The sequence below is a fragment of the Vulcanisaeta distributa DSM 14429 genome, assembly GCF_000148385.1.
GTDB classification, from domain to species: Archaea; Thermoproteota; Thermoprotei; order Thermoproteales; family Thermocladiaceae; genus Vulcanisaeta; species Vulcanisaeta distributa.
This window is the reverse complement of record NC_014537.1, coordinates 2261945-2281513: the sequence shown is the minus strand read 5'-3', so window position 1 is coordinate 2281513 and position 19569 is coordinate 2261945. Positions and strand designations below refer to the sequence as shown.

The window sequence follows — 19569 nt, the reverse complement described above, 5'->3', positions numbered from 1 at the left end:
GATTATTAAGTAGTGAGGTTTGTTAAATACCGTGGGTTAAATAGTCGATCCTACCACCATCAGCCACAATGGTTTGCCCAGTTATGTACCTAGCCCTCTCACTGGCTAGGAAAAGTACCACGTTGGCTATGTCCTCAGGCACGCCAGTAGTATTTAGCATGGTCCTTGACCTAACTAGAGCCTTTGTTTTCTCAATCTCCTCAGGAGTCCTATTGGCGGTGGTCATGTCTGTCTCGACCCAACCAGGCGCGACCGCATTGACTCTAATGCCGTATTTCCCAAGTTCAAAGGCCATGCGCTTCGTGAGTATTATCACGGCAGCCTTCGTTATTGCGTAGTAGGTAGTGCCTTCGAATGCCGTACCTATACCCGCATTTGAAGCTATATTGATTATGGCACCTCTCGTCCTCTTTAACTGCGGTAGGAATTCAAGGGTTGTATAGATTATACCCTTAAGGTTAACGCCTATCATCCTATCAAATAACTCCTCATTATATGACTCAAACGGCATTAAATACATCACACCAGCGTTATTAACGAGTACACTAACATCGCCAAGCCTGCTCCCAACTATTTCCGCAACCCTCCTAACCTCATCCCTATTCGCAACATCGCACTTAATAGCCAATATACCCATCTTCTCAAGCTCCCTGGCCTTATCATCACTTCTGGCGTAGGTCACGGCGACTTTAGCGCCCTCCCTCAGGAATGCCTCAGCAATCGCCCTACCAATACCACGGGTACCACCCGTAACTAGCACCACCTTATTGCTGAACTCACCCATACGGGCATATGCATCGCCCAAGTGCTTATAAGGATTAAATAAACCATGTAATAATAAAAATGGAATTCCTGGCACCACTTGGCTCGGTTAATGTTGGAGGTAGATTATTGAGTAATGCCAAGGTCTCGATAAGTGATAAGTACGTCTTCATAATAGGCATTGGGCCGGATGGTAGCTATGAGGAGAGATTACTGGAGATAAATAGCGATGAGGCTAGGCAGGTAATTAGTAATAACAAGGATTATTTCAATGAACTACTCGATAAACTTGACGAACTTATTATTAGTATTGGGCGTGAGGTTAACGTTAATATTAATGTAAAGAACGTTGAGAGTGGGGATCCAATTCAGTACCTAATGAAAAGACTCAATAACCATGATGAATACCTCAAGCTCGTTGGTGATGGTTGGAGGAGGGTTCTCGACTCCACGAGACTTGGTAAGGTAAGTATCAGCCTTGCAGGTAGTGATAGGATTTACGTAACACACAGTGGTAATAACGTAACACTTAACCTGGTAGCAGAACCTATAGATGGTGGTGTTATTGAGGTCATAACCTATACCGAGGGTAAGGTAACGGGGATCGTCAGGGTTAGGGTTGGTGAAGACGTGGTCGTCAAGGTCGATATTAGGTCTACATCGTCCCTAATAATATTATCCCAAGCCAGAGATATTGATAGGCTGGGCAGTCCATTCATTAACCTGATGCCCAGGGTCAAGGATCACGTTATTAAGTACGTTAATGAAATACTGGATGTGATGAGGAGGTATGGAGTGATTCAGTGATTCCCCGTAAAGTAATGCTTAAAGCCCTACTTTAATGGGTATGAGATCGTGACAAGCGAGCAGGTGGAGATCCTGGGCCTTAGGAGGAGTACCGAGATTAAGGGTAAGTACGTAGACCTAGTGGTTTATGTTGCCAAGAGCAATAAGAGGACCTTCCTCAGTGGCGTTGTTAAATGTCCATTCACTGGTAAGGAGTTTAAACTATACGTGACACCCCATACTGACCAGGTTAGGCTCGGTTTTATCCAGCACTTTAGCGGCTTTAATGAGCATATTATTAGGACTAAGGAGTATGGGCAGTGGCTCGTTGTTAGGGTCGAGCCATACTCAAGGAACTCATTTCACAAAAGGAGGTACTTCGTATGCGTGAAATGTGGTTATAAATCAACTAGACTCATTGACACATTACTTCACTTGATCACCATCCATGGTTTCCTAACAAAATTACCATAACAATACTTAATAACTTAGCAATTACGGATAAAGTTAATGAGCGATCTTGGTGGTAGGATTCAGGAATTGATTGATAAATATACTAAAATTTATGCGGAGAGGACGGGTAAGTCAAGGGAGCTATTCGAGAGAGCTAGGAGGGTGCTCCCTGGAGGTACGACATACCAAATTAGGTACTTCGCACCATACCCAATATACATAACGAGGGCCAGCGGTGTTAAGGTTTGGGATGTTGATGGTAATGAGTACGTTGATTACTGGATGGGTCACGGAACCCACATACTCGGTCACTCACCAGATTTCGTGGTTAAGGCAGTTAATGAGGCAGCATATGAGGGAACCCACCTGGGCTACCCAAACACCCTAGAGGTTGAGTACGCGGAATTACTGGCAAAGGTCATACCCAACGTAGAGATGGTTAGGTTCTCGAATAGCGGTACCGAGGCTAACATGTACGCCGTTAGATTAGCTAGGGCATACACGGGGCGTAGGTACGTGATCAAGATGGAGGGTGGCTGGCACGGTGGCTATGACGGCTTGCACGTCGGTGTCAGCCCACCGTTTGAAGGTCCAGAGAGTCTTGGGTTGCCCCCTGAGCACATTAAGTATACCCTCGTGGTTCCATTTAACGACCTAAACGCCCTAGAGAACGCCCTAAGGAACTTTGACGTTGCTGCGGTTATCGTGGAGCCCGTGCTGGGCTCTGGCGGTTGCATAGAGCCCCAGCCAGGTTACCTGAAGGGTGTTAGGGAGTTGGTGGATAGGTACGGCGCATTGCTCATATTTGATGAGGTAATCACGGGCTTTAGGCTAGCCCTTGGTGGCGGTCAGGAATTGTTCAATGTTAAGGCTGACATAGTGACGCTTGGGAAGATAGTCGGTGGTGGTTACCCAGGGGCTGGAGCCATTGCCTCAAGGACGGAAATAATGGAACTACTCAACCAAGTCAAGAGGCCAAACGCGAGGGCCAGGAGCTTCCACGGAGGCACATTCACGGGCAACAGGATAACACTCACCGCGGGCTACACACTGATAAACTACTTGAGCCAGCACAAGCCACTCTATGAGAGTTTCAACGACCTTTGGAATTGGGTACGTGGGGAGATCGACAGGGCGTGCGAGGAGTACGGCAGGATCTGCTGGGCAACAGGCGTTGGCGGCATGCTCGGCATACATTTCACCAGAAGTAGGCCGATGAACGCTAGGATGGCCTATGCAGATAGAATTGACGAGAATCTGTATAGCCTAACCCACCTGTTTATGAGGGTTAAGGGGATATTGTACATGACCGAGCATACGGCACACCTACTGCCATCGATGATACATACGAGGGACCACGCGAGGGTTTTGATGGAGGAGTTCAGGAATTTACTGAGTGAGGTAATGCGTAGATAGGTCGCTCATTGTCGGCGGGCCGTACCGCGGTAAAAACTCAGTTGCTATTACCATTGCAGGAGTTGGGTGTATTACCATTAACGCAGTTAATGGCCTTAGCCAACCGAGCCCTAACCACGCCCAGGTATAGCCGCGCCTTGGCCATAAGATGATCAAGCAACCTCCCCATTACAATACCCACCCTAATCAATAGAGCCCGGGCTTTACGCAACATCCTCATTAGTAGGGCACTTAACTCCTTGACATTAATTCTACCAATCATGGGCTTTACGCTATCCCTACTTCCATTAAACCCAACGCCGTTATTAGAATTCGAACCAACCACCAACGGGCCTTGCTGTCGACCAATGTATAAGGCCCTCAACTCATTCTCAGCCTCCTCAAACCTCTCAAGCCCAATTAATACGGCTAACTTAGTCAGCCTATACCTCTCATTACCTGGATCCAACTCCAATGCCCTCTCAATCTCGGGCAGTGCCTCCTCGAATCGACCCAGCCTTATAAGGGCGATACCACGTGAGTAGTGCCTCCTTGCCTCGTCAATTCCCTGCCCATTACCCTGAGCTACACTGTGGGTTTCTTTCTGTTCCACGTTTATTTTTCAATTCTGGAACTTATAAATCTTTGCCATGGTAATAGCTAAATAAAAGGAGAAGCCAATTTGAAATAGCCGGTGAATGTGGAACTCACGACCAGTACCTAGCTAACTCATCAGCTGTTATTACCGGGAAGAACCTCCTCATGTTCGCCAGCGACCTCTCGTGGGCCTCCCTGTCGTATGAGGATACCGCGTCAGAGATTATCACCGGTATGAAGCCTAGTGCATAGGCATGTCTCGCGCTGGTCTCCACGCCTATGTCCGTGGCAATACCCGTGAAAACGACCGTGTACCTACCCGAGTTCCTGAGTAGTAACTCCACGTTTGTCCCAACGAAGAGTGACCATGTGTTCTTGTTTATGACTATGTCATTGGGCTGTGGCTGAACTATCAACTCCATCTCCTCAGGCCCGAAGCCCCTTCTCCACTGCATTATCTTCGCGGTTACGGGCTCGAAACCACTTGGGAATGGGGTTATCTTCGTGAATATTATCGGCACATTGACCCTCCTGGCGGCGTTTATTGCCGTGTTCAAAGCCCTTTGAAACTCATCCTTATTGAATATACCATTAAACAACGCCCTATGCACGTCCCAAACCACGAGGACGGAATTGCTCGGTTTTAGTATTTCCCTTAGTAGGTCAGGACTGACCATATGCCATACACGGCTAAACCCAGGATTTAAGCATTGCCCACCTGCCGCGCGTAGGTAGTAAGTTTAATTACCCAATAAAGGGGACTAGCACTGCTGCAAGGGGCATGGGCTTAATCGAGTGCATAGTCGTTGATGCCCTCAGGAGACTTGGCAGGGTAAGCCTAGATAGACTTGCCAAGATAGTGTTCCTGGTAGATAGGTTGGGAGGCTTTGAGGCATTTAACTGGGATAGAATTGACCTGGTCCTAACGAGCCCGGAATTCATAAGCGTCATTGAGAGACTGGTGAAGTCGGGCGTTGTCAAGACAATGGGTGACTTCGTAATACCCATCGACAATGATTATGACCCAGGGTGTGGCTGGCTCGAGAATTCCGTGAAGTCCACAATTAATTACGTAGTCAGTAAGTACGGCGGATTGAGTGATGGTGAGCTGGATGACGTCGTTGACTCAATAATGGAGGGTGTGTACTGATGACGCTCGTACTGGGCATCGAATCCACGGCGCACACCTTCGGCGTTGGGATAGCCAGTGAGGATGGGATACTCGTGAACATCAACGACACGTACACACCACCACAGGGCGTGGGCATACACCCAAGGGTTGCCGCGGACCACCACGTGACAGTAGGCCCAAGAATACTCAACGAGGCACTAAGGAGGTTGGGTATAGGCATTAGGGATATAGACGCAGTGGCCTTCTCCATGGGCCCAGGCCTTGGTCCAGCCCTGAGGGTCGGCGCCACCCTGGCGAGGGCAATAGCCATTAAGTTCGGCAAGCCGCTGGTGCCTGTGCACCACGGTGTGGCGCATGTCGAGGTTGCTAGGTGGTCCGTAAGGTTCAGGGACCCACTAGTCCTACTCGTGTCTGGAGGCCACACTATGGTTATAGCCCACTCCGGTAGGTCCTACGGGGTCTTCGGCGAGACCATAGACATGGCCGTCGGCAATGCCCTAGACTACTTCGCGAGGAGTGTTGGGTTGCCAAACCCAGGCGTGCCGCACCTGGAGGAGTGTGCGGAGAAGGGTAGTAAATACATACCGCTGCCATACACAGTGAAGGGGCAGGACGTATCTTTCTCTGGATTAGTCGAGGAGGCCCTAAGGCTCGTTAGGAGGGGCGTCGCGTTACCTGACGTATGCCTAAGCCTTGTTGAAACGGCATACTCAATGCTCGGTGAAGTGGTCGAGAGGGGACTCGCGTTGACGGGCAAGAGGGAACTGCTACTGGCTGGTGGCGTGGCGAGGAGTAGGAGGCTCAGGTCAATAATGGAGTGGATAGCCAATGAATTCAACGCAAAACTGGGCATAGTACCACCAGAGTACGCGGGAGACAACGGAGGAATGATAGCACTAACAGGGCTACTCGCCTACAAAAGCGGAATCACCATAGACCCAACCGAGGCAGTAACAAAACAAAGATGGAGATTAGACGAGGTAGAGACACCCTGGTTCGGCAAAGAACCCTGGTTCAGTAAATAACTACAATGCGTAATAAGATGATAGCAACCGTATAAGTTTTGTAGATAAAAACAAAAAGAATTGAATTTTTTAACGAAACGATTTAAGGCATTAACCGTATTATGAGGTTGCCGTTACTGAGAATGGGTATGTTTGCCCGCTAACGGTCGTTATATAGCCACTGTATTGTATACCAACCTGGGCAGCCTGCTGTCCGCTACAGCTTCCACTTGTTGATTCTGTATTACCGTTATACTTGTAACTTACAGTTATAGCGTTTGATCCCGTTGCGAAGTAGCCATTAGATGTCTGTAGTACTATCGTTAGGTTTCCTCCCTGTGTTCCGGCGGCTATTGAAATTGGCTGAGTAAACACACAGCTTAAGCTTCCTAGTGTGAAACCGTTAATACCAACGCCACTGCTTGATGGATTGCTGACTAAGATTACTAGGTATGGAGAGGTGTTATTACCGTTACCGACACCACTTAAGCCCAGTGCCTGTATTTGAAGTGATGCTGTTTTGCTTGCTGAGCCTGCTAGGCCGAAGACCCATACGGCGACTGCCACTGCCAGTGCTATTGCCACGGCTATGAGTATTATTGTTGCCACTACGTTGGATATACCCTTTCTATTCATTTTTGTTGCCATACGTGTTGTTGGTCTTTCAACTACTTAATAAATGCTCGCAGGCGTGGTTTTTGGTACTTTCTATTTTGTAAGAACTCTTTCTACTGGGGTAGAAGCGTGGGCAACTAATGTTGCGTGTTTATGGGTTATGTTTCTGGTTCTTCTTTCTATCATTCATTGTATGGCTTAGTTTCTGCTTCCCATACCTTGTCTTTCTTGGCTAGTATTTAAGGGCATTGGTTAGTGATTGGTTCATTCCTATGATTGCGTTGTTTATGCTGTACACGCCCATTGACGCTGCTATGTTGCCGGCCACGGCCATGAACTTCATGACTATGAACACTGCCATAAACCACCTGAGCCTTGGGTACCTGGGTGTCGCCAGGTATATTATTGCCATGAGTGCCTCGTAGGTCATGAAGGCCGCTGCCGCGGCTAGGTAGTTGTTTAGGTGTAGGGTTGTTGCGTAGTAGTTAAGCTCCTGTAGCCCAAGCAGTGAGAAGTCTAGGTAACTCGTTGCCAAGTCAAGTAGGTTTGCCAGCGTTGCTGTGATTAGTAGGTCTGCCTTATTGATCATTATAGTATTCTCTTTCTACACATGAAGCATAAAAGCTTTGTTGAGAAATTATAATTTACTTTGTTGAATTTATTCGCATAATTATTGAGAAGAGATAGAAATGATGGAATAGAATAGAGAAACCTCGGTAAACCCATTGGGAAGACACCCAAGATTTAAATCCTGGATTAATTACGGTCTTTCAACCAGGTATGAGGGCAGTGGGCTTTGATAGGCATGGAGACCCCAACGTGCTTAGGGTTATGGAGTTCCCGGACCCTAGGCCGAGCCCTGGCGAGGTCGTTGTTAGGGTCTTGGCCACCTCGTTGAATAGAATTGATGCAATAGTGCGTAGGGGCTACCCAGGAATACCCGTTAAGTTTCCTCACGTGCCTGGCGCCGACATAGTTGGCTATGTAGAGTCCGCTGGGCCGGGCACGGACCTCGGTGATTTCAGGATTGGCGATTTAGTCCTGGTCAGTAATGTGTGGGGTTGTGGATCGTGCAGGTTCTGTAGGGCTGGCATGGAGGATCACTGTCCCTCATGGACCATGCCTGGCTTTCATGTTTGGGGTGGATACGGCGAGTTGGTTAGAGTCCCCGTTAAGGCCCTTGTCAAGGCGCCTAGGGAGTTGAGCATTAATGAATTGGCCGTATTGCCGCTGGCCTATAGCGTTTCCTGGAAGGCCCTTAGGGTCGCTAATGTTGGCCCAGGGGATTGGGTTTTGGTCCTTGGTGGGTCTGGCGGCATTGGCACTGCATTAACAATATTGACTAAGGCGTTGGGAGCCAGGGTAATCGCCGTTACCACGAGGCCCAGTCTTTTGAAGTCCCTTGGTGCTGACGTGGTTGTTGGCTATGATAGGGAGGAGCTGATGAGGCTTGTCAATGAGAATACTGATGGCGGCGTCGACGTGGCCATAGATAGTATTGGCGATACACTGCCCATGGCCCTTGAAGCCATTAGGCCTGGGGGCACCGTGGTCGCGTTTGGAGTCCTTGGGAAGTCACCAATTGTCCAGGTCGACATTAGGAGGTTTTATCTGAGGCATACGAGGTTAATCGGCATTCATAATGCGTCTAAGGCGTACCTTAGGGAGGTAATTGACTTCATGGTTAGTAAGGGCATTAAGCCATTCATAAGTAGGGTGGCCACGGTTAAGGAGGCGCCGACCCTCCATGAATTGATGGAGAGCAGGGGTGTGGTTGGTAAGGTGGTGATGCGTCATGAGTGGGACTAGGGCTAGGGACGTGGCTTACATAGTGCTACCCCTGGTTTTGTGGCCGCTTTCCTTCGACGTGTTTAGTAGGTACTTTGTCTATGGCATGGCATTATCAACGTTACTGCTTGGTTCATTGTCACTGGCTTGGTTTAGGGATAGGCTTCGGTGGTTTAGGATCAACGCCGTGGTGGTGATAGTACTTGGCCTTATTATGTCCGGCGTCCTCTACATGGTCTTTATTGGTGGTTATGCGTTGCTTAAATACATGGGGCTTGCGGGTTATGTGGTCATCGTTTATGAAATGGTTAGGGGCATGGTCAATGCCTATGCCTTATCCATTGCCCTGGTGATCATTGGGTTCATGGAGGAGGTTTACTGGAGGGGTGGTCTTCAGGAATTGGCGAGGGGATTAGGCGGCATTTTTAATGGTGAGCCCTGGATAGCGTCAATGATTTATTACACGCTCGTCCACATATCCACGTTAAATCCAGCCCTAATTGCCGGGGCCTTCGCCATTGGGCTTGTTGATGGTGTACTTGCGGATAAGGCTGGCCTCACGGCCTCAATAATAACCCACGTAGTGTGGCTAGAGTTGATGATGGTGCTCCTCCCACTGGTTTCGTAGCGATGCGCGGCTCGTGCCATGGTTATTTTACTTAATATAGAAAATAATGCTTTTAAATGATTAATAATTGAATTGAATATTAATGAATAAGGGCGACATCCTCGGACTTATCAGGGCATGGAGCCTATTAATGACGTTAGCCGTTTCCCTAGTCGGTATTGGCTATGCCTACCACCTTGGGCTTTACTACGGCTTGAGAATTGTGTACTCAGTAATGGCTGTGGCGGGCGCCTTACTTCTTCATGCCAGTGTCAACGTGCTTAATGACTACTACGACTTCATACACGGTGTTGACAGCCCAAACTCACCCACGGCTGTTTATAGGCGTCAACCGCTGGTCATGGGTACGGTAAGCCCATCATTCGTTAGGAACCTGGGATTCTCATTAATTATTGCGGGGGCCTCAATCGGCGTGTATCTAACGGTGATGGAGGGCTACCTAATACTAGCGCTTGGGTTACTTGGTGTATTCCTACTCTACGCCTACACAGGCCCACCCTTCACACTTAAGTACAGGAGGCTTGGTGAGTTATCGGTTGCATTGACCTGGGGCCCATTACTTGTCAGCGGCTTCTTTGCGGCTGCATCCGGCGGCTCACTACCACTAAGCGTGCTCCTTGTCTCATTACCGCCATTCCTCATAATGTTCTCGATAATATACGCAAACAACTATAGGGATAGGGAATACGATGCCAAGGCCGGAATTAGGACTTTGGCCATGTTAACGGCTAAGTACGGCTATCAAATATACATAGGCTCATTAATTACGGCCTACATAGTCAACACGGCATTGGTAATCACCGGCATACTACCATACACCGCACTGGCCACGCTACCCACGGCAGCCCTAATACCAAGACTGGCGAGGGCCTTCAGGGACAATGCACACGATATAGATGCAAGGACGGGACTACTATACACAATATACTGCCTAATATACGGCGCAGCCTTAATAATACCAACGTGAGTTACGAACCAACAATAAAAACTTAATATATGCCTTAAATAATTAATAACCTGGGCCCGTAGCTCAGCCAGGTAGAGCGGCGGCCTCCGGAGCCGTAGGTCGTGGGTTCAAATCCCACCGGGCCCGCCAATCTTCGCGACCTTAAGAGCCTCGGTCGTTTTAAGGTAAATAAAGCTTAAAAACTGGGGTGAGCACGTCATTAACGGCCAAACCGAGGTAACCCGGCCATAGGCAGGGTGGCACCACCCGGACTCGCCAGAACCCGGAAGTGAAACGCCCTGCCGCGTTCGGGAGTACTGCGGTCCGCGAGGCCGCGGGAAACCGGCGTGCCGGGACCTCGGGGCTATAACGTAATCCTCAACCACCGATTTAAACTGATAAAATACTTATTCAGTGCTTAAAGTCGCGTAAGAACATGGTCAATATTTAATTGATAATTAACAGTTAAGTAATTAATGGCAATTACCAGGACATTTTAGCGTGATTGCTCATTACCACTCGCGGTAATACTGCGAATTCACCAATCATTATGAACATTGGCATCGTGACTATGATCCTCAGGGCAAGACTCAATATTGAATATCCAGTAAATGCCGTGAGTAATATGGCAATTGCGTAGTTAATTACGTAGGGCATTAGTAAAAGTCTCTCGATTCTAGTGATACCAAGGACATTAACACCAGTCAGTGCCCTGTGGACCTTAGCGTATAGAAGGGCCCAGGGACCACGCCTAGCGACCAATGCATAGGCAAGTATAAGCCATGCGGCAATACTTAAGCCTATGGTTGTTAATGAATCATTAAATAGCAGTATTAATTGAAAGGCCAGTGAGTAGATGGCTGTCATTACCACGAAAACCAGGTTTGCAAAAACCACGCTTTCCTGAATTTCCTCATTCATACAACAAACGATGGAGGAAGTTGGGTATTTAAACCATTCTACAAAAGCAAAATGAGAAAATAACTGAAAAATAAATGATAAGTTGAACGTGAAGCTCTGCATAAGAAGGAAGTAGAAAAAGTGAATAAACGCACTCAATAAATACGGAGCAACAGGGACAAAAACTTAAAAGTATGGATGATAGGAATACCATTGCCGGGGTGGTGCAGCCTGGAAAGCATGCGGGCCTGTGGAGCCCGTGAACCCGGGTTCAAATCCCGGCCCCGGCCCCATAATGCTCAGTCCTTCCTAATTAATCACCGTTCTTAATAATTACGTAATTCATTCTGATTTTACCCTTATTCTGCACCATCGTTGCTTTACTGCGTGGTTTTTCGTGGGTACCTTGTGGAGATTAACCTTTAAAATATTGTTTTTGGGTTAGCCCCAATGCCTCGCTGTATGGAGATTGTTAATGAGGAGCTGCAGAAGAGTTTGAATAAGGTGATTCTAGTGAAGCTTAGGAACGGTACTGAGATTAGGGGCGTCCTCGTTGGTTATGACCAGCACCTTAACCTACTGCTTACGAATACGGAGGAGGTCAATCCGAAGGGCGGTGTTAAGGGTGGTTTAATGATTATTAGGGGTGACACGGTACTATTCATCAGCCCGGCCACGTCATGACTTGACTAGTATTGTCTTTATCTCGAAGGGCCTAAAGCAGAGGTTGCCCAGGTCCGCATTGCCGTAATTGTTTAGCTCGAGGAGGTCGGTCTCAACGCCTTCACCCTTGATGAAGCCCCTGACCTCGGTGCATGTGTTTACTCCGTAGGTCTCGTAAAGCCTTAGTACAATCCCCGAGTCCTCACCCCACTTAAGGGCCTCGAGCATTATTGCTGGGTTTGTGATCTCGAGGAATGATGAGTCGCCGCCCGCCGTACCCTCAACAATAATTAGTGGTTGATTGAACTCATAAGCCCTCCTGGGCACTTGGGCAGTCCTCCAATCACCTGAGTGTGGGTATATGGCGTAGGTGAACTTGTTATGGCCGTAGTCCAGGAATGGGTTCGGGTAAATGGGTGACCTGAGTAGTGTTATTGTCACGGTATTCTCCTCAACTGAGTAGCCCTGCCTACCATCATTAAGTATGGCGACGCCGTAGTCTGGGTCCCAAACATCGACCCAACGCAGGGCGGGTACCTCAAACTTAGCCACCTCCCAGGTATTGCTCGGCCTCGTCGGCCTATTAACCACGCCGTAGGGTACCTCAAAGGATGCGCTATGCCCGAATATGCCGAGTTTATAAACGGCCTTCAGAAGCGTTAACCTCTCCCTCCAGTCAACCTCATTCTCCACATCAACACGCCTACTGAAGGCATTCACGCAAATCCTCTGCCTAATACTCGACTCCCTAAACCTATAATTAACCTCAATACAACCCCTCAACGGTCCACCCTCCACGACGCTAAACCCAGTCGGTTCCAACCTCCTACAAACCCTCCTGTAGTAAGCGTCTATGTCCCATCCATCCCATCGACTCGGCATATCCTCACAGGCCATTAAATAGCCGTCCTCAACGGCCCACCTCCCAACCTCCTTATCGTAGATCCTCAACGAACCATCAAACACAACCCTAACCACGGAATTCTCGACATAGTTACTACCCACGGTTACGTCACCCATGGAGTTCCCTGGGCCCTTCTCGAAGGACCTCCAGCCAAGGGCCGGGACCTCAATGAGCGCCAGGTAACCATTGCCAACCCTCTGCGTTGCCACACCACTCAGCTCCTCCCTAACCATGACCAACTCCCTACGGGCCCAGGGCAGTGGGTTAACGATCGTTACGAAGCAGCCTGTGCCAAGGGTCTTCCTGAGCACGTTCATCAACTCCCCATCAACCCTCTTCAAGTCCTCCTCGAGCTCATTGACCACCTCATCATATACGGACTTCGTCGACGTAGCCCCCATTGGGTCGTGGTACTCAGCCTCGAGTAGTGGATACCAAAGCTCCTCATAACTCCTCCTTACACCGGCAATTACACTGAAGGTCTCCAATTCCCTAAGCTTCGTCTCGAGAGCCCTAACCAACTGCTTAAGCCTTATACCATTCGTGTAAACCCCCCTGTGAATCTCAAGGTATAGCTCACCCCTCCACCTCGGTAATGAGTCGTCCCTCACAACCTCACTAATTAAGTCCTTTAGATTACCCATGATGAGCCTCGGCATACCTGGCAAGTCCCTATACACCCTGTACCTCTCGAGCATTAGCCATGTCGGTCCCCCACCACCATCACCCTTACCGAAGGGTAGGAAGGCCGGTAGCTCGGGGCTTGTGTGGTCTGACCAGGCCCTGGCTATTTGCCTAGGCGTTAAGTCGGCGCCGTAGGTTGCATAGTTTATTGTGGGTATCACCGAGCCATCAATCCCCTCCCAAAGGAATACGGAGTATGGGAATCTATTGACCGTGTTCCAATACATCTTATGCTCAAAGAACACCCTAATCCCCGCCTTCCTTAGTATTTGTGGTAGTGATGCTGGGAATCCGAAGGTGTCGGGCAACCAACCAATCTCCGTGGTGAAGCCAAACCCCCTGAGGAGGAACCTCTGCCCGTATAGGAACTGCCTCACCAGGGATTCACCACCGGGCAAGTTAGCATCACTCTCAACCCACATACCGCCCACGGGCACTATCCTACCGGCCTTAACGGCCTCCCTAACCCTAACCCACAAATCCCTATCCTCACTAAGCCACCTTAGGTACGCCATGTTAGACACGAGGAATGTGAGCTCCGGGTACGACTGAAGTAGCGATAGGACGTTGATGATTGTCCTCCTAACCTTCTCCCTGGTCACGTCCCTACTCCAAAGCCAGCCAAGGTCTATGTGCGCGTGACCAGCAACATAAACAACGCCCCTATGACCCCTCCTAACCCTCAACCCCTCAATACCCTCCTCAAGGATCCTCAAACCCTCCTTAGCAGCCCTACCAAGCTCGCTGAAATCAGGCGGCCTCAGGTGCGTCAGCTCCTTGGCATCGTAGTAATTAAACAACGCCCTAACAAAGCCTGGAGGCTCAACAATATGAGCCCTAACCGCGAACTCCAACTGCCAATTAGCCACGGAGTCCAGGGGAACCGCGTCAAGGGCCTCATTAAGTACCTTGAGGTAGTCAGTCCTTAGGTCCTCGAAGGCCTCGGCAACATCAAGCAGGAGCTTAGCCCTAAGGACAAAACTGAACAGTGATGGCTCCCTATAAACAACGTACATACCATTGAAACTAACCCTACGCTCACCAAACATCCTAACAGGGGACAAAACAAGCGATAGGGAATGCCTACCTGGGGAAGCCCTAACCCACCTACTCTCACCCTCATCACCGTAATTAAAAACAGCGAACTGAAGATCATCAACCCTGAGAGTACCCTCACCAACAACATCAACAAAAAACCAAGGCTCACCAAAATCCCTAACCACAACAGAACCACAGAGAGCACCACCACAGGCCTCAAGATTAACAGCATCAACACCCATTATGGAAGCAGCCTCAAGATAAAACAACTTAGTCCTAACACCACCAACATCCCTCAAATCAAAACCCACAAACACCAACAACGAAATAACAAACACCAATTTAAAAACAACGCACAAACCACGAAAGACAAACCATAAAAAGAATTTAAAAATATATTCCTTAAATCGTTCCGTGGCAAAATTTTGCCATGGCTCGAATTATTGGAAAATAGTCATAATGTGCCGAATTAGTGAAGGAAAATGGGTGATGTGTCTTGTGGTTGTGGTTTGCTGTATTTGATGTTTGTTTGGTTGTATAATTACCGTAGTTTTGTTATATTATGAAATTTTTATTAATATAATAGGTATTATTAATGGTGAAAGTAATTTATAAGTTTGGTTGGGTTTTGTTTATTGATGGGTGAGGTGTTGATTTGTCCGAGGTGTGGGAGGGTTGTTAGGTCTGTGCATTCGTTTAGGTCTAATGGTAGGGTTTATTTCAGGTTTTATCATGGTGATGGTTCTCGTTGTTATGTGGGTCCTGCTGAGTATGTGTATGCTACCAGGACTCAGTGGAGGACTTTGACTATTTATGGTGCTGTGGTTCCTGATAGGGAGGAGGAGTATATCAGGGGTGCTGTTGAGGCCTTGAGGGAGTTGAGGGGTGGTCTTGACCAGTGATGTGGATTGATGCTTCACCCGTTAAAAATGGTGTTTTGCCGTCATCAATCCCGTGGGTATTCTAACCCTGCCGTTTGAGTACCTCTCAACAAGCCTGAGGTCCCTCACGCGCTCCCTAAACCGCATTATGTGCCTGGCGGCGTCGATTATCGAGGCCACGCCCAACCCACACCTCTCACCCTCGCTACTAACCTCCTCACTGAAGATCCTCAATTCACCGAGCGCCACCCTGAGCGGTCTGTAGACCCAACCAACCGTGGCCCAGCGCCTCCCACGCCAAATCACTAGTTCGAGCCTCCTGAGCCCGCTGACCACGGCCTCGATGTCCGGGCACGCGATCTCGAGGTAATTCGGGTGGTATAGAATCAACAACTTGCTCCCCGCGTGTATGGCTAGGGCGGTCCAGCCTGTGAAGGAGCAACCATAATTACTCAATGCCCTGGCCACGTCAATGGGCAACCTGACATTATCAATGACCACGCAACCCTCGTTAAACACGAACTCCCTAACCATCAATCCTCAAGCCAATCTTCCTGGCAATCCTTAATAAATCCTTATCAACACCCGCATCGCGTGAGCGCCGGAGCAGGTAGGGTAGGTCAAGGTTGGGTAGCTTGAGCAGTCTCTTAACGTCCTCCACGTCCTTATCCTCACCACTCATCAACTTAAGGATTATTAAATCCTCAATCGATGGAATAAGGACATCCCCCAAAGCCCTAGACCTACTGATGAATTCCTCATCCAGGGTTAGGGGCATGCAGTTAATGTAAGCATGAACGGCGCCGGCATCAACGTAGAAGCCCCACCTACGCCACTGCACGGAGAAACCCAAACCCCTCAACTCCCTAGTTACCGCATCCCTAACCTCAACGCTGAACGGCCTATCAATGGTTAAATCCCAATCACCCGTCTCCCTAACAATACCATAAAAAGCCAGGGCCCTGGCACCAATAAGAAAAACCCTAAAGCCAAGCTTCCTAAGCACCGAAACCACCAACAAAACCTCCCGAGGAACCTCCACAAACAAATAAGGGATAAGACAACTTAAAAATAGCACTAAAACCATGAATTAACGCCTAATTAATTAGGCGACGGCGAAATCCCAAGATTGCTTGAGGGGAGCCATTCCCTGCCGAGGACGTCTTATCATTAAATTGATTGCCTTATCACACTCACAACATCGCCTGGTTTTACGTCCACTTTACCCCTAATTGCCATCGCCCTGACCACCCAGTAATACGTCGGTAATTGATACGCATAGTGCCTCCCTACCCAGGGCTCGCTCGGTAGTTGCGATATTGCCGTCGAGCTCATGCCAATCAATATGTTATTCCTCAACAATGGCCCCACGTGAAGCGGCGTGCCCAGTACTAGGTTGTCCGGACCCACGTCCTGCCCAACGCGCCTGATCACGATGTCCAAGACCTCACCAACACTACCGAGGCCCAGCCTCTCCTTCTCCTCATTCAGTACCCCAACAACCTCGTTAATGGCATCCCTAAGCCAGGCATCCACGTCCCAGCCATAGGCGGTGGCTAACTGTGATAGGGCCCTTGGGTTACCACCGAGTAACTGCCACAGCAACTCAATATCGATGTCCCGCCTCCCCGCCAACTCAAGGATTAAGTCCATGAATGGTTCCTTGGGCAGGTTCCACATGAGCATTGCGCGTAGTCCGCCCTTACCCCTATACCTATTGACCACCTCCACCGCAGTATAATCACTCAACGCCACGTAGGTGACGCTGTACTTATCACCCCAGGGCCTCTCAACACCCGCAGGACCACCCTCGTACAAATTCGAGAGCAGACCCACAAGACCCTCAATGGCATTCCCCAGGCCCCTCGAAGCCAACCACCTATCCAGGTCATCATGAACAATGACAACACGGTCAACACCCCAACCCCTAACTAACTCAAAGAGTCTCCTCATCAACGAAACAATCACGCCCAAAGCCACCGAAACACCGACGGACGTCCCAGACGGGGAAGCCACCACATTAAGCACAGCATTAACCACAGAATCCCTAACACCGAAGGCATCAACCCCACGGTAAAGCACGTCAACAATACCACCATCATAATTAATATAAACACCAGCAACACCACCAAGCTCCTCAACACCACCAACAAACAACCTAAGAAACGTAGACTTACCAGCACCCAGGGGCCCATAAACCACACCAACATGCTCAAACCTAAACAAATCACCAAGCAAAGCCCCAACCTCAAACCCCCTATCCCTAAACCTAGTACGAAAACCACCCAACACAACCTCACGACCACCAATCCACCCAACCAACGAATCAACACTCAAACCAACCATCAAGAGAAAACCACCAACACAAAAATTAAAAACAAACCACCCACGAACCACGAATAATTTCCAATAATTCGAGCCATGGCAAAATTTTGCCACGGAACGATTTAAGGAATACGCTTCTAAACTCTTCCAACTTATCATGCCATATTCCTTAATTCGTTTATTACTTCATTTAGTGCCTTGCTTGTGGGCGTTATCCAGTAGGTCATTGTTGATGTTCCTATTAATTCGTTGTTTTTGTTCCTTAGTTCTGCGGTTATTAGTGCCATTGGTTCCTTGATGTGTGTTATCCTTGCCACTGCCCTGAGCACTCCCTCGGTTATTGGCTTTAGGTACTTCACTGTTAGGTCTGTGGTTACTGCGATTACGTACCTTGGGTAGTAGTGGCTTATTATGGCTACCCAGGCCATTGCGTCGACCAGCGCCGCGTGGACTCCGCCATGTACCGTGCCTAGCACCTGTAGGTGCTTCCTGCCCACCTCCACGAAGCCTATGGCGCAGTCCCTACCCACATCCTCAACCTTAATCCCTATCAATTCCCAGTAGGGGCTTAACTCCTCAATGACCTTCATCACCCTCAACAACTCATCATTACTTTCCCCACACCTTAATTCCTGCATTGCCCACTTAACGTTACGGCCATGGGCTTTAAGCATTAGCCCATGAGTAACCACCTCCAGAGCGGCGTTACCTTGACCTTGATTCCCTCGATCTCGATCTCATCCTCCAAGTCCCAACTAATTACCCTAGCTACCCCACGCCCAAGCACCTCATTGGCCCTGATTAAGGCTTTGAATTCCCTCCTATCGATTTCATCCATTGCCGAGGCGTAGGTGACTTGGATGTATTCCCTGGGCTCCTGATTTATTACGAAATCAACCTCGTAATCATTTATCCTCAGGTAATTGTAAGAAAGTCCCCTCCTCATTAGTTCCACGGCAACCACGCTCTCCATCATTGGCTCAATGGACTTCCTCCTGAAGTATGCCGTATCTATTGGGTACACCTTCCTCGGCTGCTGAATGACCTCCCTACTTGAAAACCCAAACCTTCGAATGAGTACCACGTAGTACGACTCCTCCAGGTACTTAAGGTAATTACTCAGTGTCTTCTTGCTCTTGCTAATACCTAAGCTCTTAAAGTAATTGCTTAGTTTCGTCACCGAGACGTAACCTCCAAAACTATTCTCAACAATCTCCAGGAAGGTCTCAAAGAACGCCGCATCCCTAATCCTGTACCTCTCGATTATGTCCCTATAAATAATTGTCTGCCTATACGTCCTAACCAAGTCACTGGCCATTTCCGGCCTTAGCACTACCTCGGGTAGGGAGCCATTAAGTACGTAATCCCTCAAGTGATTAAGTAATTTACCGTGCCTCTCGGGTACCTCAAGAAATCCCTGCTCGAAACCCCTGACCCTTAGGAACTCCCTGAAGGAAAATGGCAACACTAACCTATCGATATAGCGACCCCTCAACTCCGTAGCCACATCACTAGCCCTTACCCTTGATGATGAACCACTGAGTATCACGAAGTACCTGCCCTTATCAAGCAGGGTCCTCACCCAGCGACCCCACTCCGGTAGGTTTTGAACCTCATCAAGCATTAGCAATATCTTGCCATTGTACTCCCGCGCCTCCTCATTAATGACCTTAAGAAACATGCTGAAATCCGTTGGCTTAAGAACGCTTAATCTAACATCCTCGAAATTAATGTAAATAATGCTTGACCTAGGCCAACCCTTACTCATTAAGTCTTGGGCGATCCAATACATGAAATATGTCTTACCGGCTCTACGAGGACCGACCAACGCAAGGGCTGAACCCTCAGGTAATAAGTACGAAATATCCCTAGGTATAACCCTAGGCAGATTAAAAACAAACCACTCCTCAATAACCTCCCTAAGCACACCCTCAATACTCATGCCGTGGATTCAGTATTAAATAGGAAACAACTTAATTATAAATCTGTTTCCTATAGGAAACATAATTAATGAGAATTAAGTACAGATATTTATTAAAATAAGTATATGAAATATTTTGCATAATCT

At 48.6% G+C, this 19569-nt stretch carries 22 protein-coding genes, 2 tRNA genes and 1 rRNA gene; 13 read left to right on the top strand and 12 right to left on the bottom strand.

Annotated elements, in window-relative coordinates:
- Window positions 1-22: 22 nt before the first annotated feature.
- Entirely contained in the window at window positions 23-784 is a 762-nt protein-coding gene (locus tag VDIS_RS12025; RefSeq protein WP_013337533.1) for a glucose 1-dehydrogenase, read from the bottom strand.
- A gap of 59 nt (window positions 785-843) precedes the next feature.
- Here VDIS_RS12025 and VDIS_RS12020 point away from each other — a divergent pair, with 59 nt between their 5' ends.
- The 3 genes from VDIS_RS12020 to VDIS_RS12010 are packed head-to-tail and all read left to right on the top strand — an operon-like array spanning window position 844 to window position 3417.
- Complete coding sequence (locus VDIS_RS12020; protein WP_013337532.1) at window positions 844-1569, top strand: hypothetical protein; 726 nt, start codon at window positions 844-846, stop codon at window positions 1567-1569.
- Between the two features lie 48 nt (window positions 1570-1617).
- Window positions 1618-2022, top strand: coding sequence for a hypothetical protein (locus tag VDIS_RS12015; protein WP_013337531.1), 405 nt, complete (start codon window positions 1618-1620; stop codon window positions 2020-2022).
- A 36-nt stretch (window positions 2023-2058) separates the two neighbouring features.
- The gene (locus VDIS_RS12010; protein WP_013337530.1) at window positions 2059-3417 is read left to right on the top strand and encodes an aspartate aminotransferase family protein; all 1359 of its coding nucleotides are present in this window, start codon (window positions 2059-2061) and stop codon (window positions 3415-3417) included.
- A gap of 37 nt (window positions 3418-3454) precedes the next feature.
- On the opposite strand, the gene VDIS_RS12005 is transcribed toward VDIS_RS12010, so the two are convergent.
- Together VDIS_RS12005 and VDIS_RS12000 are read right to left on the bottom strand one after the other, a co-directional pair.
- Window positions 3455-4009, bottom strand: a complete 555-nt coding sequence (locus tag VDIS_RS12005; RefSeq protein ID WP_013337529.1) for a tetratricopeptide repeat protein — start codon at window positions 4007-4009, stop codon at window positions 3455-3457.
- A 94-nt stretch (window positions 4010-4103) separates the two neighbouring features.
- Window positions 4104-4670, bottom strand: a complete 567-nt coding sequence (locus tag VDIS_RS12000) for a cysteine hydrolase family protein (protein WP_013337528.1) — start codon at window positions 4668-4670, stop codon at window positions 4104-4106.
- Window positions 4671-4774: 104 nt separating this feature from the next.
- Here VDIS_RS12000 and VDIS_RS11995 point away from each other — a divergent pair, with 104 nt between their 5' ends.
- Both VDIS_RS11995 and kae1 read left to right on the top strand, forming a co-directional pair.
- Entirely contained in the window at window positions 4775-5143 is a 369-nt protein-coding gene (locus VDIS_RS11995) for a hypothetical protein (protein ID WP_013337527.1), read from the top strand.
- The gene (gene kae1 / locus VDIS_RS11990) at window positions 5143-6150 is read left to right on the top strand and encodes a KEOPS complex N(6)-L-threonylcarbamoyladenine synthase Kae1 (RefSeq protein ID WP_013337526.1); all 1008 of its coding nucleotides are present in this window, start codon (window positions 5143-5145) and stop codon (window positions 6148-6150) included. Before VDIS_RS11995 ends, kae1 begins: the two co-directional genes overlap by 1 nt.
- A 99-nt stretch (window positions 6151-6249) precedes the next feature.
- On the opposite strand, the gene VDIS_RS11985 is transcribed toward kae1, so the two are convergent.
- Both VDIS_RS11985 and VDIS_RS11980 read right to left on the bottom strand, forming a co-directional pair.
- Window positions 6250-6777, bottom strand: coding sequence for an archaellin/type IV pilin N-terminal domain-containing protein (locus VDIS_RS11985; protein ID WP_013337525.1), 528 nt, complete (start codon window positions 6775-6777; stop codon window positions 6250-6252).
- Window positions 6778-6976: 199 nt separating this feature from the next.
- Complete coding sequence (locus VDIS_RS11980; RefSeq protein ID WP_013337524.1) at window positions 6977-7333, bottom strand: hypothetical protein; 357 nt, start codon at window positions 7331-7333, stop codon at window positions 6977-6979.
- 191 nt (window positions 7334-7524) lie between these two features.
- On the opposite strand from VDIS_RS11980, the gene VDIS_RS11975 reads away from it, so the two are divergent.
- The 5 genes from VDIS_RS11975 (at window position 7525) to rrf (ending at window position 10465) form a co-directional block, all read left to right on the top strand.
- Window positions 7525-8553, top strand: coding sequence for an alcohol dehydrogenase catalytic domain-containing protein (locus tag VDIS_RS11975; RefSeq protein WP_013337523.1), 1029 nt, complete (start codon window positions 7525-7527; stop codon window positions 8551-8553).
- Window positions 8540-9160 (top strand): CPBP family glutamic-type intramembrane protease, encoded by a 621-nt coding sequence (locus VDIS_RS11970; RefSeq protein WP_013337522.1) that lies wholly within the window; start codon window positions 8540-8542, stop codon window positions 9158-9160. The genes VDIS_RS11975 and VDIS_RS11970 overlap by 14 nt, the downstream gene beginning before the upstream one ends.
- A gap of 82 nt (window positions 9161-9242) precedes the next feature.
- Window positions 9243-10127 (top strand): prenyltransferase, encoded by an 885-nt coding sequence (locus tag VDIS_RS11965; protein ID WP_013337521.1) that lies wholly within the window; start codon window positions 9243-9245, stop codon window positions 10125-10127.
- Between the two features lie 52 nt (window positions 10128-10179).
- A tRNA-Arg gene (locus VDIS_RS11960) sits at window positions 10180-10256 on the top strand.
- 88 nt (window positions 10257-10344) lie between these two features.
- A 5S ribosomal RNA gene (gene rrf / locus VDIS_RS11955) occupies window positions 10345-10465 on the top strand.
- A gap of 124 nt (window positions 10466-10589) precedes the next feature.
- Here rrf and VDIS_RS12980 read toward each other — a convergent pair.
- A complete protein-coding gene (locus VDIS_RS12980) occupies window positions 10590-11027 on the bottom strand; it encodes a hypothetical protein (RefSeq protein ID WP_013337520.1) in 438 nt (145 codons plus the stop codon).
- 194 nt (window positions 11028-11221) lie between these two features.
- Between VDIS_RS12980 and VDIS_RS11945 the strand changes: the two genes are divergently transcribed.
- Together VDIS_RS11945 and VDIS_RS11940 are read left to right on the top strand one after the other, a co-directional pair.
- Window positions 11222-11299 (top strand) — tRNA-His (locus VDIS_RS11945).
- 157 nt (window positions 11300-11456) lie between these two features.
- Window positions 11457-11690, top strand: coding sequence for an LSm family protein (locus tag VDIS_RS11940; RefSeq protein WP_013337519.1), 234 nt, complete (start codon window positions 11457-11459; stop codon window positions 11688-11690).
- Here the strand turns inward: VDIS_RS11940 and VDIS_RS11935 are convergent.
- Window positions 11685-14606: an alpha-mannosidase gene (locus VDIS_RS11935; RefSeq protein WP_148678514.1), complete on the bottom strand. Its 2922-nt coding sequence runs from the start codon at window positions 14604-14606 to the stop codon at window positions 11685-11687. The genes VDIS_RS11940 and VDIS_RS11935 overlap by 6 nt on opposite strands.
- Before the next feature lie 327 nt (window positions 14607-14933).
- Between VDIS_RS11935 and VDIS_RS11930 the strand changes: the two genes are divergently transcribed.
- The gene (locus VDIS_RS11930; protein ID WP_013337517.1) at window positions 14934-15197 is read left to right on the top strand and encodes a hypothetical protein; all 264 of its coding nucleotides are present in this window, start codon (window positions 14934-14936) and stop codon (window positions 15195-15197) included.
- A 21-nt stretch (window positions 15198-15218) separates the two neighbouring features.
- Here the strand turns inward: VDIS_RS11930 and VDIS_RS11925 are convergent, their stop codons facing one another.
- The 5 genes from VDIS_RS11925 to VDIS_RS11905 all read right to left on the bottom strand — a co-directional run bounded on the left by VDIS_RS11925 (window position 15219) and on the right by VDIS_RS11905 (window position 19443).
- Window positions 15219-15710: a hypothetical protein gene (locus VDIS_RS11925; RefSeq protein WP_013337516.1), complete on the bottom strand. Its 492-nt coding sequence runs from the start codon at window positions 15708-15710 to the stop codon at window positions 15219-15221.
- Complete coding sequence (locus tag VDIS_RS11920; protein ID WP_013337515.1) at window positions 15703-16218, bottom strand: DUF6036 family nucleotidyltransferase; 516 nt, start codon at window positions 16216-16218, stop codon at window positions 15703-15705. Before VDIS_RS11920 ends, VDIS_RS11925 begins: the two co-directional genes overlap by 8 nt.
- Window positions 16219-16346: 128 nt before the next feature.
- On the bottom strand, window positions 16347-17522 hold the full coding sequence (locus VDIS_RS11915) for an ATP-binding protein (protein WP_052885840.1): 1176 nt from the start codon (window positions 17520-17522) through the stop codon (window positions 16347-16349).
- Window positions 17523-17656: 134 nt separating this feature from the next.
- Window positions 17657-18139 carry a PaaI family thioesterase gene (locus tag VDIS_RS11910; protein ID WP_148678513.1) on the bottom strand — a complete coding sequence of 161 codons (483 nt, stop codon included), beginning with the start codon at window positions 18137-18139 and terminating at the stop codon, window positions 17657-17659.
- Window positions 18140-18174: 35 nt separating this feature from the next.
- Window positions 18175-19443, bottom strand: a complete 1269-nt coding sequence (locus tag VDIS_RS11905) for an ATP-binding protein (protein WP_013337512.1) — start codon at window positions 19441-19443, stop codon at window positions 18175-18177.
- Window positions 19444-19569: the final 126 nt, after the last annotated feature.